The organism is Methanomicrobium sp. W14, assembly GCF_017875315.1.
Classification (GTDB): Archaea; Halobacteriota; Methanomicrobia; order Methanomicrobiales; family Methanomicrobiaceae; genus Methanomicrobium.
Genome location: NZ_JAGGMM010000003.1, coordinates 106,941 through 121,623, shown reverse-complemented (window position 1 = coordinate 121,623; position 14,683 = coordinate 106,941). Strand labels below are relative to the sequence as shown.

Annotated in this window: 16 protein-coding genes; 15 read left to right on the top strand and 1 reads right to left on the bottom strand. The window is 43.7% G+C overall.

Going from position 1 to position 14,683, the window contains the following annotated elements; genetic code table 11:
• The first annotated feature begins 98 nt into the window (after positions 1-98).
• Positions 99-869, top strand: coding sequence for a DUF364 domain-containing protein (locus J2128_RS09855; RefSeq protein ID WP_209691097.1), 771 nt, complete (start codon positions 99-101; stop codon positions 867-869).
• Positions 870-920: 51 nt separating this feature from the next.
• On the opposite strand, the gene J2128_RS09850 is transcribed toward J2128_RS09855, so the two are convergent.
• On the bottom strand, positions 921-1,478 hold the full coding sequence (locus tag J2128_RS09850; protein WP_209691095.1) for a hypothetical protein: 558 nt from the start codon (positions 1,476-1,478) through the stop codon (positions 921-923).
• Between the two features lie 323 nt (positions 1,479-1,801).
• Here J2128_RS09850 and J2128_RS09845 point away from each other — a divergent pair, with 323 nt between their 5' ends.
• The 14 genes from J2128_RS09845 to J2128_RS09780 all read left to right on the top strand — a co-directional run bounded on the left by J2128_RS09845 (position 1,802) and on the right by J2128_RS09780 (position 14,639).
• Entirely contained in the window at positions 1,802-3,040 is a 1,239-nt protein-coding gene (locus J2128_RS09845; RefSeq protein ID WP_209691093.1) for an ABC transporter substrate-binding protein, read from the top strand.
• Positions 3,041-3,064: 24 nt separating this feature from the next.
• A complete protein-coding gene (locus tag J2128_RS09840) occupies positions 3,065-3,925 on the top strand; it encodes a class I SAM-dependent methyltransferase (RefSeq protein ID WP_209691091.1) in 861 nt (286 codons plus the stop codon).
• A 283-nt stretch (positions 3,926-4,208) separates the two neighbouring features.
• The gene (locus tag J2128_RS09835; protein ID WP_209691089.1) at positions 4,209-4,913 is read left to right on the top strand and encodes a MarC family protein; all 705 of its coding nucleotides are present in this window, start codon (positions 4,209-4,211) and stop codon (positions 4,911-4,913) included.
• Between the two features lie 182 nt (positions 4,914-5,095).
• Positions 5,096-6,280 carry an ABC transporter substrate-binding protein gene (locus tag J2128_RS09830; RefSeq protein ID WP_209691088.1) on the top strand — a complete coding sequence of 395 codons (1,185 nt, stop codon included), beginning with the start codon at positions 5,096-5,098 and terminating at the stop codon, positions 6,278-6,280.
• A 17-nt stretch (positions 6,281-6,297) separates the two neighbouring features.
• A complete protein-coding gene (locus tag J2128_RS09825) occupies positions 6,298-6,942 on the top strand; it encodes a class I SAM-dependent methyltransferase (RefSeq protein WP_209691086.1) in 645 nt (214 codons plus the stop codon).
• A gap of 200 nt (positions 6,943-7,142) precedes the next feature.
• The gene (locus J2128_RS09820; protein ID WP_209691085.1) at positions 7,143-7,913 is read left to right on the top strand and encodes a slipin family protein; all 771 of its coding nucleotides are present in this window, start codon (positions 7,143-7,145) and stop codon (positions 7,911-7,913) included.
• A 13-nt stretch (positions 7,914-7,926) separates the two neighbouring features.
• Positions 7,927-9,039, top strand: a complete 1,113-nt coding sequence (locus J2128_RS09815; RefSeq protein WP_209691084.1) for an iron ABC transporter permease — start codon at positions 7,927-7,929, stop codon at positions 9,037-9,039.
• Positions 9,036-9,824: an ABC transporter ATP-binding protein gene (locus J2128_RS09810; RefSeq protein ID WP_209691082.1), complete on the top strand. Its 789-nt coding sequence runs from the start codon at positions 9,036-9,038 to the stop codon at positions 9,822-9,824. The genes J2128_RS09815 and J2128_RS09810 overlap by 4 nt, the downstream gene beginning before the upstream one ends.
• Positions 9,825-9,911: 87 nt before the next feature.
• A complete protein-coding gene (locus tag J2128_RS09805) occupies positions 9,912-10,775 on the top strand; it encodes a class I SAM-dependent methyltransferase (RefSeq protein ID WP_209691080.1) in 864 nt (287 codons plus the stop codon).
• Between the two features lie 369 nt (positions 10,776-11,144).
• The gene (locus J2128_RS09800; protein ID WP_209691078.1) at positions 11,145-11,828 is read left to right on the top strand and encodes a type IV pilin N-terminal domain-containing protein; all 684 of its coding nucleotides are present in this window, start codon (positions 11,145-11,147) and stop codon (positions 11,826-11,828) included.
• 2 nt (positions 11,829-11,830) lie between these two features.
• Entirely contained in the window at positions 11,831-12,400 is a 570-nt protein-coding gene (locus J2128_RS12895; RefSeq protein ID WP_281069301.1) for a type IV pilin N-terminal domain-containing protein, read from the top strand.
• Between the two features lie 10 nt (positions 12,401-12,410).
• Complete coding sequence (locus J2128_RS09790) at positions 12,411-13,325, top strand: type IV pilin (RefSeq protein WP_209691073.1); 915 nt, start codon at positions 12,411-12,413, stop codon at positions 13,323-13,325.
• 4 nt (positions 13,326-13,329) lie between these two features.
• Positions 13,330-13,902 carry a type IV pilin gene (locus J2128_RS09785; protein ID WP_245323601.1) on the top strand — a complete coding sequence of 191 codons (573 nt, stop codon included), beginning with the start codon at positions 13,330-13,332 and terminating at the stop codon, positions 13,900-13,902.
• 80 nt (positions 13,903-13,982) lie between these two features.
• Positions 13,983-14,639: a class I SAM-dependent methyltransferase gene (locus J2128_RS09780; protein ID WP_209691071.1), complete on the top strand. Its 657-nt coding sequence runs from the start codon at positions 13,983-13,985 to the stop codon at positions 14,637-14,639.
• Positions 14,640-14,683: the final 44 nt, after the last annotated feature.

Sequence of the window (14,683 nt, the reverse complement as noted above, 5' to 3'; positions counted from 1 at the left end):
TTGTTATTCAAAATCAGTTTCCTGCGAAATATCCTGGCCGGGTTGAAAAAAGAAAAATCTTGCTGAATTGGAATTTAAAATATATGAGGGTGTAAAATTTGAGTACATGGGAAGTTTATGATGCGATGATAGAGGGAATTCCTGACGACGTCTTTGTTGACGACATTATGATAGGGACCGAGCATGCGTTTGTAAGAAGTGGTAAGGGTGCCGGGATTTCGCCTTACAGGGCTTACTGGCAGCGTGCGCCGCAGTCTACCGAAGACAAGGAGGGAAAACCCTTAAATGAAGTTGCAAAACTTGTGAAGTCCTGGAATTTCATAGAGGCCTCGGCCGGGGGCGCCGCTATTACGGCATGGTACAACAGTCCTGAAAACGCAGAAAAAAACGGTGTTGAAATTCTGCCGCAGAAGCGTGTCGAAGGAAGACTGAAAGACCCTTTCATCAACTCGCAGAACGACGTTAAAGGAAAAAAGGTCTGTGTAGTTGGTCATTTCCCGTTCCTGGAAGGCCTTTTCGAGCCGATATGTGATTTGAGCATTGTCGAGTGGGACCCCGGCGTAGGCGATTACCCGTATACTGCATGCGAGTATCTTCTTCCCGGGTGCGACTTTGCGTTTCTTACCTGTGCAAGCATAAACGACAAGAGCTTCCCGCACCTGCTTGAACTGTCCGAAAACGCACAGAAAGTCACGGTTGTGGGACCCGGGACTCCCCTTGCACCACAGCTTTTCGACTACGGTGTCAACGACCTCTCCGGATTTGTTATAACCGATATCCCCAAGGCCAGAAAAATTATGACCGGTGCCCAGTTCCAGAGAATTTATTCTACCGGTGCAAAGGTGAATTTCATTTCCCCGAAAATATAGTATTTTTTTATTTTTAACATATTTTGCAGTCTTTGAAATTTTGTTATACGATTATGCATTCTCATGGTCGTGGTATATAATGTCATACCCTTCAACTGAATTTTCAGATATTCCTATAATGTCACCATATTTGTAAACCGTGTTGTCTGATGATGCAATTGTCGTATCCCAGACTATGTTATTGGCGGCGTCAGTTTTTTCAGTCACGATTTTTTGCCCGCCGTCAGGAAGTGAGCGATATTTTCCAAGTAGAAAACCTATGTCATCAGTATAAAGGATTTTATCTGTACCTGAGATATCAGGATGGTTATTTACTTCTTCCATGAGTAAATTCCATTTTTGCGGGAGTTCTGCAATTATTACAGGCTGCTGCATAGTGTTGTAACTGCCTTCTGTCAGAACTGCGGTGATATTTCCGTCAGGTGATTCGGATGCAGAACCAAGATACATTTCCCTGGGTATTTTCTCTTCTTTTGTCTGCAGCTCCTGTAAAATATTTATGGACTTTTCCGCGTTTCCTGGTGCATCCAAGTGGTCTGCATTTGCGTCCAGTTTCATCAGTACAGTGTCTGTGGATTCAAAATAACCCTGGGTGCAGCCGGAACACATCACCAGCAGTGCTATAAGAGAGAATGTTGTGTAGAAAATGATGATTTTTTCATTTAATGATTAACGCCTCCCATTCAAAATATAAAAAAGACTTCTGTATATTTCATAATCAGCTTTTTGTATAAGGGACAGGTATTCTGTATATTTAAGGTTGTTAGAATAATGTCCTGAAATGCGGCATTGAATAATGAAATCCTGTAGAATTTTCGATTTTTAGTCATCATATTATGATAGAAGAACCATATATCTGTGTTAATGTAATAATCTTAACAAAAATCTAAAAATGATCGCTTATATATTACAAAAAAGAAAACATCTCTTATATGAGCTTTGAGTTTTCCAGACGGATGCTTCTTCTCGTGTTTATTCTTGCTTCGCTTTTCTGCGGAATATGTGCGGCTGAAGAGACGCGGACATTCGTTGACGACGCCGGAAGAGAGGTTATCCTTCCGGTAAACATTACCGCCGTATCGCCGTCAGGACCGCTGGCACAGATTGTCCTGTATTCGGTTGATCCTGACCTCTTTGTAAGTATTTCGGGGAAGTTTTCAGATTCACAGCTGAAATATATAGATCCGCGTGTTGCGGCCCTTCCGGTTACAGGTCAGTTCTACGGTGCGAAGTCCACGATGAACCCCGAAGAGATAATGGAGATGAACAAAGACCTGGGTATAGACGTAGTTCTGGATCTTGGTCAGTCAAAGAATGGCATAAAAGAGGATCTTGACAAAATCCAGGGTCAGACAGGTGTTACTTTTGCATTTGTAACGCAGAACAACCTTTCCGATATCCCAAGGTCGTATAAGGTTTTAGGAGAACTTCTTTCAAGGGAAGAGCAGGGGGAGAAGCTTTCCAACTATACGGCAGACCTCCTCGAAGAGTTCGACAAAGGAATGAACAAGGTCGGCGACAACAGGAAGAGCATTATCTATGTAACCAAAGTTGACGGAAATTCTGTAAATCTCATCGGCAAAGGCTCCTATCATTCCGAAGTAATAGACTATCTGTCAGATAATCTTGGGCCTGAATCCGTCGCTTCAAGCGGATATGGAGACGAATATACCCTGGAAGACATTTTTAAGACCGATCCTGACTATGTTATCGTTTCCTACAGCCAGGATCATGAGTATTACAACACTATCATAAATAGTTCCGACTGGCAGTCACTGAGGGCTGTGCGTGACGGGGACGTATATGAAGCGCCATACGGCCCTTACAGCTGGATGGGAGGACCACCTTCTGTTAACCGCCTTTTGTCGATGATATGGCTTGGCAATATGTTCTATCCGGATGTTTTCGACTACGATGTGGGTGAACGCGTAAAAGAATATTATTCGTTGTTCTACCATTACGACCTGACTGACGATGAGCTTTCTGACCTTATGATTTATGCAGAGCCTTTCGGCTCTGGTGCAAATTCATCAGTTGCACAGACTGCCGTTTCAACTTCTCCTGCACCTGAGAGCACGGAACAGACTTCACCTACGAAATCTCCTGCTCCTGTGTTCGGAATCATAGCAGGCATATTCGTGGCTTTTGCGGTATTCAGGCACAACAGGTAGGTTTTAATTAAAAACAGCGAAATTATGACTGATATTTATAGCATAGACTGGAATTATGCATGGAACAACCCCGGGCCTGACAACAAAAAAGACCCTTCAGGTTGTTCCGACAGGTGGACTAACCCCGACAAATGCAGAAAATTCGACAGCTTTGTAAAAAAGGATAATTACAAGGGTTCAGCAGCAAGAATTAAGGCGATGGACATAAACCCTCATTCAAGGGTTTTGGATATCGGTGCAGGACCTGGAAGCCTGGCAGTCCCTCTCAGCAGTCTTGTCGAACATGTAACAGCGGTTGAGCCGTCACCGGGTATGACAGACTGCCTGTACGGAAACATAAAAAGCCGGGGTATAAAAAACATAGACGTGGTAATGAAAAAATGGGAGGACGTCGTGCCCCTAAAAGACCTATCCGGCCCGTATGACATCGTCTTTGCGTCATATTCACTGGGTGTTCCTGATTTAAGGGAAGCACTTTCAAAGATGAACGAAGTCTCTTCAAAATATGTCTATATTTTCTGGTTTTCTGATATGCTCTCTTCATGGAGGCGCAACTACAGGGAGATATGGGGTTCTCTTTTTAACGAAAAGATTCCGTGTAAAAGGTGCCCCAACATAATCTACAACCTTTTAGGTCAGATGGGAATTTATGCAAACGTCGAGGTTACAAAAGAAGAGCATGTAACCAGATACAAAAGCGTTGACGAAGCCGTTTCGGATGTAGGTTACAGTCTTATGCTAAAGGAGAGTTTTCAGTTTGATATTCTAAAAAATTATCTTGAAATGAGGCTGGTGTACGAAAACGGGGTTTACCTGTTAAAAAACACCTCCTTTCAGGACAAAATATGGTGGCAGAAGGATTTTCAGGAAAACCCGCGCATTTAGTCCGGCGAAAATACGGATTCAAAGCTGTTATTTTATGCGGCACCTCTTTGTTCTGTAGCCCTATAATTTTTTCAGGCTGAAAAAAAGCTTAAATGAATAAGAATATACCTTTTTTGAATTCATGCCCTGCGATGGCTATAGGAAATTTCTCTCTATTTCTTCCTTTTCGGATTTCTTTTTCTTCCTGTGAATGCAACGTTGGCAAGTTAGAAGTATTATAAATGATCTATTCTTATACTGCAAATCCATGTTGTAGAAAGAGACTCTTTCAGGCGATATCAGAATGAACGAACTTATCCTCTCCTCCGCACCTGCCGGGACATACCTGACATTTTTCTTTGCCCTTATGGCTCTTGTAAATCCTTTCAACAAGATACCTGAATTTCTTAAGGATACATCAGAATGCTCTTCAAGGGTAAGGCGCGGAGTTGCAATCGTATTATCCGAGGCTGTATTCGGAATAATTGTGGTCGCCTTTTTTATAGGCAAGTATATCCTTGAGATATTCTCAATTTCAATTCCTGCTTTCAGAATTGCAGGTGGTCTGATAGTTGCGTTTTACGGCTTCAAGATGGTAGCCGAAAAAACCGATATTCCGGTATGCTGTACCACCCGCGACTCTGACAGCAACTGGAGAAGCTACGATATTAAAAGCGCCAAGTCCAAAATCTCGGATGTTATCGTGCCGCTGGGTGTCCCTTTAATTGTCGGACCGGGAACTCTTACGACTGTAATTCTTTACGGAAATATGGTTAAGACACCTGAGACGCTCTTTATTATGATAGGTCTCATACTTGTTGCAGTTGTCATTATGGGGATTGTGTTTTATTTCTCAGACCAGATCCGAAAATTTGTAGGCGACAACGGGCTTAAAATTATTGCACGTGTTATGGGCCTTTTGCTCGTGGCGCTTGGGGTGCAGTTTTTTATAACCGGGACAGGGGAAGTGATTGAATACTGGCTTGAAGACGGCTTTGTTTCAGGGTAATTTCTCGTTTAAAAGAGATAAAAATCCTGATTTTTTTTAAACATTTTATTTTTGAATTTGTTTGTCTCAAAATGAATTTCGAAAGGCTTTTTTTCAAATGTTTTCAATAAGAATGTATTGAATTGCACTACTTTGTTAAGTAAAAAACATTGATTTAAAGTGGTTTGTTCTGGTGTTACTCTATGAAAGAAAGAAGTACTTACTTAATCCTCCTTGCGGTTTTCGGGGTGGGAATAATCTGTTGCGGTGCAGCATGGTTGGGAGATTCCGGTTCTTCGGATCTTTTTTCCACCGGCAATTCGCAAACTGAAGTTGATGGACTGGACTATTCAGGCACCGGAGTTACCGGGTCCAACGGAACTGTTTACAGTTCTTATGGCAATAATCTGGCAAATGAAACTTCGTTGACAAGAACAATTACCGATCTGGCCGGAAGGGAAGTTACAATTCCTGTAAACATTTCCAAGGTTTTGTGTACTTCTCCTCCGCCTTCCACGTATGTCTACATGCTTGCGCCTGACAAACTCTGCGGCTGGCAGTTGTCTCTCTCTGACGAGGGTATGAAATATATTCCTGAGGAATACAGGGACATCCCTCTTGTAGGGTGGAAGGATTCGATGAACTATGAACAGTACATCATGATGGACCCGGATATAGTGTTCGTGATGTATGTTGAAGGAAGTGACATTTCCTCTGTTGAAAATGTACAGGAGAAACTAGGGACAATTCCTGTCGTAAGTATGCCTGATGCACGCAATGCCACGGAGTATGACAAAGGTCTCAGGTTTATGGGTGATGTTTTGGGTGTGCCTGAAGTGGCCGATACAGAGATTGCCTACTACAAAAAAGTGCTTGGTGAAGTCCGGGAAAAAGTTGCCGGTATTCCGGACGGTGACAGGGTGCGTGTTTACTACGCAGAGGGTTCCAACGGACTGCAAACAGACCCCGGCGGTTCATTTCATTCACAGCTTATAGATATTGGGGGAGGAGTGAACGTTGCCGACTGCGAGATAGAGTCGGGGCGGGGAATGACCGAAGTAACAAAGGAGTCAGTTTTGAAATGGAACCCGTCGGTCATAATTACTACGAGTTCTGAATTCTACGAAAACGTATTCGGGGATGTTGCGTGGAATGATACGGATGCTGTCAAGTCGGGAAGAGTTTATCTGACCCCGCGTTATCCGTACAACTGGTTTGACCGCCCGCCGGGTGTAAACCGTATTGTCGGTATTCCGTGGACGGCACATATTATGTACCCTGAAATATTTACTGATGAATGGTTTGAAAGCCGTGCAAAGGAGTTCTACTCGGTTTTTTATCATTATAACCTTACTGACGATGAACTTTCATCCCTTATTGAACCCTGATCTAAGGAAGTGGGGTATTGTTCGATAAAGAGGCAGCCGAAAAATTCGACAGGATAGCAAAGACAGATTATGAAATGGTGTACCCTGTGATAGCCGGACAGATTGTGGAGAAAACAGGTCTGAATGAAGGGCTTTGCGTTGACCTCGGAAGCGGTCCGGGTTCTCTTGCAATAGCAGTGGCCAGAAAAACATTTTTCTCTGTTTTAAGTTTTGATTTGTCTTCTTCTATGTCGGCTGTTGCAATGAAAAACATCATTGAGGCAGGTCTTTCAGACAGGGTCTTTGCTGTTACGGGCAATGTCGAGGTGATTCCGTTTCCTGACGACTCTTTTGACCTTGCAGTAAGCCGCGGGTCGATGTTCTTCTGGAAAGACAAAACAGCGGCCTTTTCCGAGATAAACAGAATTCTTCGTCCCGGGGGATGGGCATATATCGGCGGCGGGTTCGGGACTCCTGAACTTGCAGCGGCGGTTAAGTCAAAACCCGGTGAGATTAAAAGACGCCGTGAATTTAAGGGGAAAACTGAAGGGAGAAAATTTCCTCCTGGTGATCATAATCCTGAGAGTTACCATAAAGCCCTTGCCTGCGCAGGGATAAGTGATTACAGCCTGAAAAAAGACAGTTCGGGTTTCTGGATAACTTTCAGGAAAAATCCTGAATAGGAGGTTTTAACTTTAATTCATGATTTTTTTATGCTTTTTTTAAATTTGTCTGCCTGACTGCGGCAAAATTTTGAAAAATTTCTTTTGCGGGGCAATAATAAAATGACAATATTTAATAAATCTTATTGGTTAACATTTTTTAAATGTTAATATCAGTGGATCTACAAAAAACTGCTTTTGTTATATATGAGGCGTATTAAATGGGTGTTTTTGAGGCAATCTTTGTTATAATTGTAGTCTGTGCCGTAGTTCTTCTTTCCTTTAAAATTACGCGGCAGTATGAACGTGCTGTACTGTTCAGGCTTGGAAAGCTTATAGGAGAAAGAGGACCCGGGATGTTTCCGTTATTGTTTGTAACTGACAGGATTGTGCGGGTTGATCTGCGTGTAAGACAGCTTGACGTTCCGAAACAGACTATCATAACGAAGGACAACATCAGCGTGGACGTCGATGCAATTATCTATTACCATGTAACTGATGCATGCCAGGCCGTTGTTGAAGTTGAGGACTATGAAGCCGCAACCGCCCTTATTGCACAGACCACTCTGAGGGATGTTTTAGGGCAGAATGAGCTTGATACAATTCTTTCAGAGAGGGATTCGTTAAACCAGGAGATTCAGGAGGAGATAAAAAAAGTTACCGAACCCTGGGGAGTCAGCGTTGATATAGTCACAATTCGTGATGTGTCTGTCCCCGAAAATATGCTGCGTGCAATTGCACGCCAGGCAGAAGCCGAAAGGGAAAAAAGAGCACGCATCATTCTTGCTGAAGGTGAGTTCCAGGCGTCTGAAAGGATGTGCGAGGCGGCGGAGTTTTATGAAAAGACTCCTGCTGCAATGAAGCTGAGGGAGTTTCAGACTCTCACCGAAATTGCAAAAGAAAGAAACCTGATTGTCGTCACGACAGGCACGGAAAAAAGTGACTGCACTGCGGCAACGGCCGCAGGTCTTGTGAAAGCATTTGAAAGGTGAAGGGAGCAGTTATATGAGAAGACCTGTTCCCAAAAAGGCGTATTCAATAAAAAGAACCCGGACAGGAAAGATTAGCGAAGTCGAAAAAAAGCATTCTCTTTCGGTATGGAAAAAATTCATATTTTTGCTGGCTCTGCTTATCATCACCGCAATAGCTTCTGGTCTTATAATAACGATAGGACCTATGCCTATAACAATGACGGATGTGTATGCCGTTGTAATAAACGGGATCATACCCGGCATGTTTCCTACAACACTTTTAGCTGATCATATAGTCTGGCAGATCCGGCTTCCCCGTGTTGCAGGAGCAATACTCGCCGGTTTCGGGCTTGGCGTATGCGGCTGTGTTATGCAGTCGGTTCTTAAAAATCCTCTTGCAAGTCCGTTTACCCTCGGGATATCCTCAGGTGCGCAGTTTGGGGTGTCTCTGGCAGCTATTTTCGGGGTTGTACTCTTTGGAGGTCCGTATTTCCTTGTGGGAAACGCCTTTTTGTTTGCAGTCCTCTGTTCCGGTTTTATAATAGCTCTCTCATCTCTTAAGGGAGCGACATCCGAAATGCTGATACTTGCAGGAATTGCTGTGAACTACATGTTTCAGGCTTTAAACCAGATTTTCAACTATATTGCAAATGATGACCAGCTTGATATAATGTCATCATGGGGGATGGGTGGCCTGTCTGATCTCAACTGGAACAGCATAGCTTTTCTTGCCGCCATAACGGTCATCTGCACTCCTTTGATTTACGTCAAGGCATGGGACCTCAACCTGATGACTGTGGGGGACGAGAGTGCGAAGAGTATGGGTGTTGATGCAAATTTCACACGTATTTACATAATGATAGCTTCAAGTCTTTTTGTGGCCGCAATTGTCTCTTTTATCGGGACTATTGGATTCATCGGTCTTGTTGCACCGCATATGGGCCGCATGATCCTTGGAAGCGATCACAGGTACCTTGTTCCGGCAGCAGGTGGTCTGGGTGCGGTCATACTCCTGGTTGCTGATGCCATATCCGTAAATCTGCTTGGCTCGGTCGTGATTCCGACTGGAATTACCATGTCTGTCATCGGTGTTCCGTTCTTTTTGTATCTGATTCTTCGCGGCAGGAGAAAGGAGTACTGGACTTGATAATAAAACTTGCCGTTAAAAATCTTTCCTTCAGCTACGGGAGCACCGAAATTCTGAAGGATTTTTCGATGAGTGTAGGATATGGAAAGGTTGTAAGCATTCTCGGGCCTAACGGTTCCGGGAAATCCACACTTATCAAATGCATCGACAAGATTCTTGAACCGAAATCAGGTAAGGTGCTTGTCGACAGGCAGGACACTTCCGGTATGAGAAGAATGGAGCTTGCAAAGTCGATATCCTATGTTCCCCAGAATTCGGTAAGGTCTTTTCCCAACAGTGTTTTTGATGTTGTCTTAATGGGAAGAAGGCCGTATCTTGGCTGGCACGAGGAGAAATCTGACGAGGACGAGGTGTGGGAGGTCTTAAACCTTCTCGGGATGCAGGAGCTTGCACTTTCAGGTTTTAATGAACTGTCCGGAGGTCAGCAGCAGAAGATCCTTATAGCACGTGCTCTTGTGCAGCAGACCGGACTTATTCTTCTGGATGAACCGACAAGCAGCCTTGACCTCTGGCACCAGATAGACGTGATGGAGGTGATAGGGATGCTCGTGAAAAAAAAGAAGATTACGGCGGTTATTGCAATTCATGACCTGAACATGGCGGCGAAGTACTCGGATGCCGTCATTATGATGAAGAAAGGGAGAATCGTTGCGGCAGGAGAGCCGGAGGATGTTATAAATTCTGAAAATCTGGAGAAAGTCTACGGGATTCGTGCTAATGTAAGACTTTACGAAGGGATTCCGTATATAATCCCTGTTTCAAGGATAATCGCAAAAAAGGCGTGAATACGATTAATGTATCTGTAAATTGATATTTTTAACGTTTCAAAATCGGCTGGTCAATAAAAATTACGATAATCTCATGGTGAAAAAATGGATAATAATGAAAATATAAAAAACTGGATGGAATGCTGCAGGCCTGCGGATGAAAAATCCGAAAGACTTAGTGAACTCGGCAGCGTCGAGCTGTGGAACAGACGTGCAGACGGGTTTGCAAAAAAACTGAAACCTGCAAACCGCAGGGAACGTATGCAGATAATATTTGAGATGCTGGACGAAGTCGGTTTTAACGCTGACGGTGCAAAAGTGCTTGACATCGGGTGTGGTCCGGGAGCTATCTCCATTCCCCTTGCAAAAGCAGGAGCGGATGTGACGGCAGTAGACATTTCACCAAAAATTCTCGGATATATTGCATCAAACGCAAAAGAAGAGGGAGTCTCCATGAAAACTGTTGAGTGTTCATGGTGGACGGCGGATATAGACGAACTTGGGTTTAGGAATAATTTCGATCTTGTTATCAACTCAATGACACCTGCCGTGAAGGACTTTGAAACTTTTGACCGTATGGTCGCCTGTTCCAGAAAATACTGTTTTTACGGTCACTTTATAAGGAGAGGAGCAGGCGGTATCCCTGACGAAATATACCGTGATATTCTGAAAACCGAACCTCCCAAACGTTCGGGTGAGGCGATGTCGCCTTTTATCAACAATTTCATGTACCTGTACCTGAAGGGTATAAGGCCTGTAGTAAGAATAAGCAGCCGGAGCAGAAAAAAAGATTTTGACAAATCCGGGGCTGCAGAAATGGTCATCAACGCTTTGGAAATGAAAAAAAGCTGTTCCTTTGTTATAAAAGAACAGATTCGTGATTATTTCAAAAATACGTCTGAGGAAAAATATTCAATGAGTTCCGGTGTAAGCACAGGTATGATGGTATGGAATATAAACCGTCTTTAGAAAACCGGTTCCTAAAAAGTCCGTTGAATTTTATAATTTATCCTGCGCTTTTCTTTTTTTATTACGATAAGTCGTATTTTTCAGGAATAGTTTCATTCATATTTTTTGCACACTTTATAGTCCGTTTTTGTTTAAAATAATAAAAATTTCTTCTTTATTGTTTATTTGTTCTAAGTGATTTTATCTGGCATTTTATCTGTGTCAAGTAAATCTGTTAATTTGATTAAGTTAATGAATACCTATTTACAAACCGATAATGTTAAATGTCAATTGGAGATACGTTTTTACTAAGCATGGTGGTTTGATCCCATGAAATTGATCCACTACTGCATTTTTGATTTAATTTTAGACCCGAGGAATCTGGTTGTTATGAAGGTTTTGAAAGAATTGAAGGTTAATGCCGGGGATGAAGGAGTGTCTCCGGTAGTCGGCGTCATGCTGATGCTTGTCGTAACAATTATTATTGCGGCGGTCGTCAGCGGTTTTGCCGGCGGTCTTGTTGATACTTCACAGAATGCCCCTACGGCAACTGTTGAGATCAGCATAAAGAACGGAGGAGACTCATCGAATTCCTACTTTTCATTAAAAGTGCTTGGAGTGAGTGAGCCCATAAATACAAAAGACCTGAAGCTTGTAACGTCATGGGTTGCAACCAGCAGGGGAACTGGTGAGACTATAAGCGGCGGAAAGAGTATAGTTGCCGGCACCGGAGGTAACGCAAGTATTGGTGAATCCGGTCTGAATATAGCATCATATTACGTTCCGACAGGCTACGGGGCGGGAGTAAAGGGCTGGGCGAACAGCACGTATCATCCCCCGGCGTCTCAGTGGGGCAATTACACGCTTATGGCCGGAACCACAATGCAGGACAGTCCGTCGGATGACTATTCTGATTATGGATATAACCATGTTTCCAACAGAAATGATGCCATGCAGGCAATACTGGGCAGTGACTGGTATAACCTGAAGGCCGGAGACACCGTAAATGTCCGCATTATCCATGTTGCATCAGGAAAAGCTATAGTCAGCCAGCAGGTGTCGGTGGAGGAATGATCATGGTACAGAAAAATTTCATTTCCGAATCAGGAGTATCTCCGGTAGTCGGAATAATGCTGATGCTTGTTGTGACTCTGGTTATTGCAGCAGTAGTTTCAGGGTTTGCAGGAGGTCTTGTAAGTTCAAATTCAAAAGCACCTTCGGCGAGTGTTTCAGGAACATACAGCATTTCGCAGGGAATGACTATCTCCCACAACGGCGGAGATGCTATTCCTCTTGTTACGACAAAGATCTACGTAAGCCCGACCAAATCGTTCGGCGGGGATGCAGACAAGTATTCCTGGGAGATAAACAAAAGCCACGTGTTTACTACAGGCGATAATGCAAAAGCCTGGGCTGAAAACGGGGAGTACAATGTCAGCAAAGCATTTATTGCAGGTGATTCTGTCAGGATTTCCGCTGAAGATCTTAAATATGTCCAGGAACGTCCCGACGGGACTGTAACCGATTATCTGGACTCCGATTACGGATTTGCCAACACCGACAACATTGGTCTTTCTTTTACTCTGGAATTCCAGGACTCGAGCGGTACGACTATTGCGGAATCCACGGTGACTATTTCCGGATAAGGTGATTTACATGATTTGGACAAATTCAAAAATAAATGAAGATTCGGCTGTTTCCCCTGTTGTCGGTGTTATGCTGATGCTTGTCGTGACAATCATTGTTGCAGCTGTTGTCAGCGGTTTTACAGGAAATATGGTCTCCGGCACTTCAAAGGCTCCCCAGCTTTCAATGGATGCCGAAGTTATAAACTCGGGCTACTGGCAGTCAAGCTATTTCAAGGCGGAGGTTACAGGTGTTGATGAAGCTATTGACACGGCTGACCTTAAATTAGTTACATCATGGTCAAAAAAACTTTTAAACGGTTCTGCACTTGAAGGTGGAGCAACAGTTGTACCTGGTGAAACCAATTTCAATGTTTATTACAAGGTATGTGGCTGGAGTACGACAGATACGTGGAAGAGTGTATGTCCTCAGGGATACGGTCCCGGTGTTGGTCAGAACTTTACGGAAGTTTCAAATTTCTGGCCTTATGAATTGCTTGATACCTCACCACATTATCCAACACCCTGGGAACATGTCCCCAATCCTCGTAGAGCAACAATGGAGGATGTATGGAACGGCAGTCTGGGCAATTATTCCTGGTTTGGAAACTATAAGATGCAGGCAGGTACTGAACTGTTCGCAAGGCCTTTCGGCGGAAGCTATGGAGGCCAGGCTACAGGAATGTCCGGGTACTCGGTCGGCTATGGAATGGAGGCTGATACGGATGCTGGCAACACCGGAGGTGGCAGGTATTATTATTCATACGGTGATGATTCTTCAGGTCATGCAACTTTTGATAAATACCCTGACAGTATAGACCAGATGCAGGCGATATTCGGCAATAACTGGAATGAACTGCGTGCAGGTGATACAATAAACATGAAGGTTGTCCATACCCCGAGCGGGAAGGTAATCTGGCAGAAGGACATTGTTGTGGAGGGATAAGATTATGGAAGATATATTCAAAACTGAATCCGCTGTATCTCCTGTTGTCGGAGTTATGCTGATGCTTGTCGTGACAATCGTTATTGCTGCCGTTGTCAGCGGCTTTGCAGGAAGTCTTGTCAGTTCTGATTCCTCCTCACCCCAGGCGACAATTCAGGGGTCATACAGTTATTCAAACAACGTTTTCCAGTTGTATCATGCCGGAGGCGACGAACTTTCGACGCAGAAGATAATTGTAAAGATACAGCAGAACGATGAGGACTTTGGGGGCTATGGAAGTCTTTACTCGCAAAAAGGAAGTCATGGAATGGGTATGGAAATCGTGAACAAGTCCTGCGTCTGTACTAACCTTACCGGTGGTCAGTGCTGGCTTGATTCATCAAACGGTGTATACAACATACCTGTATTCCGCCCGGGAGACACTATGTATTACATAGATTCGGGTATCCAGAAGGGCCTGAGCGGTTATAAGGGTGCGGATGGCAATACGGATGTTGTCGGAAAGTCGCTTATACTAGAAGTTACGACAACAGACGGTCAGATGATCTCAAAGAGTAAGGTAATAATTGAACCATAATCTCTTATTTAATCTAAAAAACCACCCTTTTTTATTATATCAAATTCCTGAGAATTTTACGGCATCATAGAAGTGACAATATGACTGAATCCAGAGACCCTTTCTGGGGCACAAAGGAAAGAGCCCGGGAATACGACAGTTTTGCAAAGAACGATTTTTCGGATGTTTATCCCCTGGTGGCAGAACAGATCTTAAAAAGAACGAACATCACTAAGGGAAGGTGTCTTGACATCGGGTGCGGTCCGGCATCGCTTTCAGTTGCGGTTGCAAAACGGTCTGCTTTCCATATAACCTCACTGGATGTTTCTCCTGAGATGTACGAGATTGCGATTTCAAATATCAGAAATGAAGGTCTTTCTGACAGAATTACCCCGGTGACCGGAGATGTACACAGGATTCCTTTTTGTGATTCGACATTTGATCTTGTAATAAGCCGCGGTTCATATCATTTCTGGGATGATTTCACGCTTGCAGTGAGAGAAATCTGCCGTGTGCTAAAACCCGGTGCAAAGGCATACATCGGAGGGGGATACGGGAGTCCGGAAATCCGCGACAGGGTCGTTGCTTCAAGAAAAAAAAGAGGCATTGTCGATGATCCTAAAAGACCTGCAAGAAAGCGGTTTAAAAAATTCAGGGAAGGGGAGATTGAAGAGTCGTTTTGTTCAGCAGGAGTAAAAAATTACATTATTATAAACGACGATTCCGGTTTCTGGATGATATTTTCAAAAAACAAATGATTTTTTGCCGGCAGTTTTTCAGGTTAAACCGTAATTCTGCCAGA

What these genes read in the sequence shown, in the direction of transcription:
- J2128_RS09850 (WP_209691095.1), bottom strand. Translation starts at nt 1,478, where the DNA reads ATGTGTTCCGGCTGCACCCAGGGTTATTTTGAATCCACAGACACTGTA.
- J2128_RS09845 (WP_209691093.1), top strand. Translation starts at nt 1,802, where the DNA reads ATGAGCTTTGAGTTTTCCAGACGGATGCTTCTTCTCGTGTTTATTCTT.
- J2128_RS09840 (WP_209691091.1), top strand. Translation starts at nt 3,065, where the DNA reads ATGACTGATATTTATAGCATAGACTGGAATTATGCATGGAACAACCCC.
- J2128_RS09835 (WP_209691089.1), top strand. Translation starts at nt 4,209, where the DNA reads ATGAACGAACTTATCCTCTCCTCCGCACCTGCCGGGACATACCTGACA.
- J2128_RS09830 (WP_209691088.1), top strand. Translation starts at nt 5,096, where the DNA reads ATGAAAGAAAGAAGTACTTACTTAATCCTCCTTGCGGTTTTCGGGGTG.
- J2128_RS09820 (WP_209691085.1), top strand. Translation starts at nt 7,143, where the DNA reads ATGGGTGTTTTTGAGGCAATCTTTGTTATAATTGTAGTCTGTGCCGTA.
- J2128_RS09815 (WP_209691084.1), top strand. Translation starts at nt 7,927, where the DNA reads ATGAGAAGACCTGTTCCCAAAAAGGCGTATTCAATAAAAAGAACCCGG.
- J2128_RS09805 (WP_209691080.1), top strand. Translation starts at nt 9,912, where the DNA reads ATGGATAATAATGAAAATATAAAAAACTGGATGGAATGCTGCAGGCCT.
- J2128_RS09800 (WP_209691078.1), top strand. Translation starts at nt 11,145, where the DNA reads ATGAAGGTTTTGAAAGAATTGAAGGTTAATGCCGGGGATGAAGGAGTG.
- J2128_RS12895 (WP_281069301.1), top strand. Translation starts at nt 11,831, where the DNA reads ATGGTACAGAAAAATTTCATTTCCGAATCAGGAGTATCTCCGGTAGTC.
- J2128_RS09790 (WP_209691073.1), top strand. Translation starts at nt 12,411, where the DNA reads ATGATTTGGACAAATTCAAAAATAAATGAAGATTCGGCTGTTTCCCCT.
- J2128_RS09785 (WP_245323601.1), top strand. Translation starts at nt 13,330, where the DNA reads ATGGAAGATATATTCAAAACTGAATCCGCTGTATCTCCTGTTGTCGGA.
- J2128_RS09780 (WP_209691071.1), top strand. Translation starts at nt 13,983, where the DNA reads ATGACTGAATCCAGAGACCCTTTCTGGGGCACAAAGGAAAGAGCCCGG.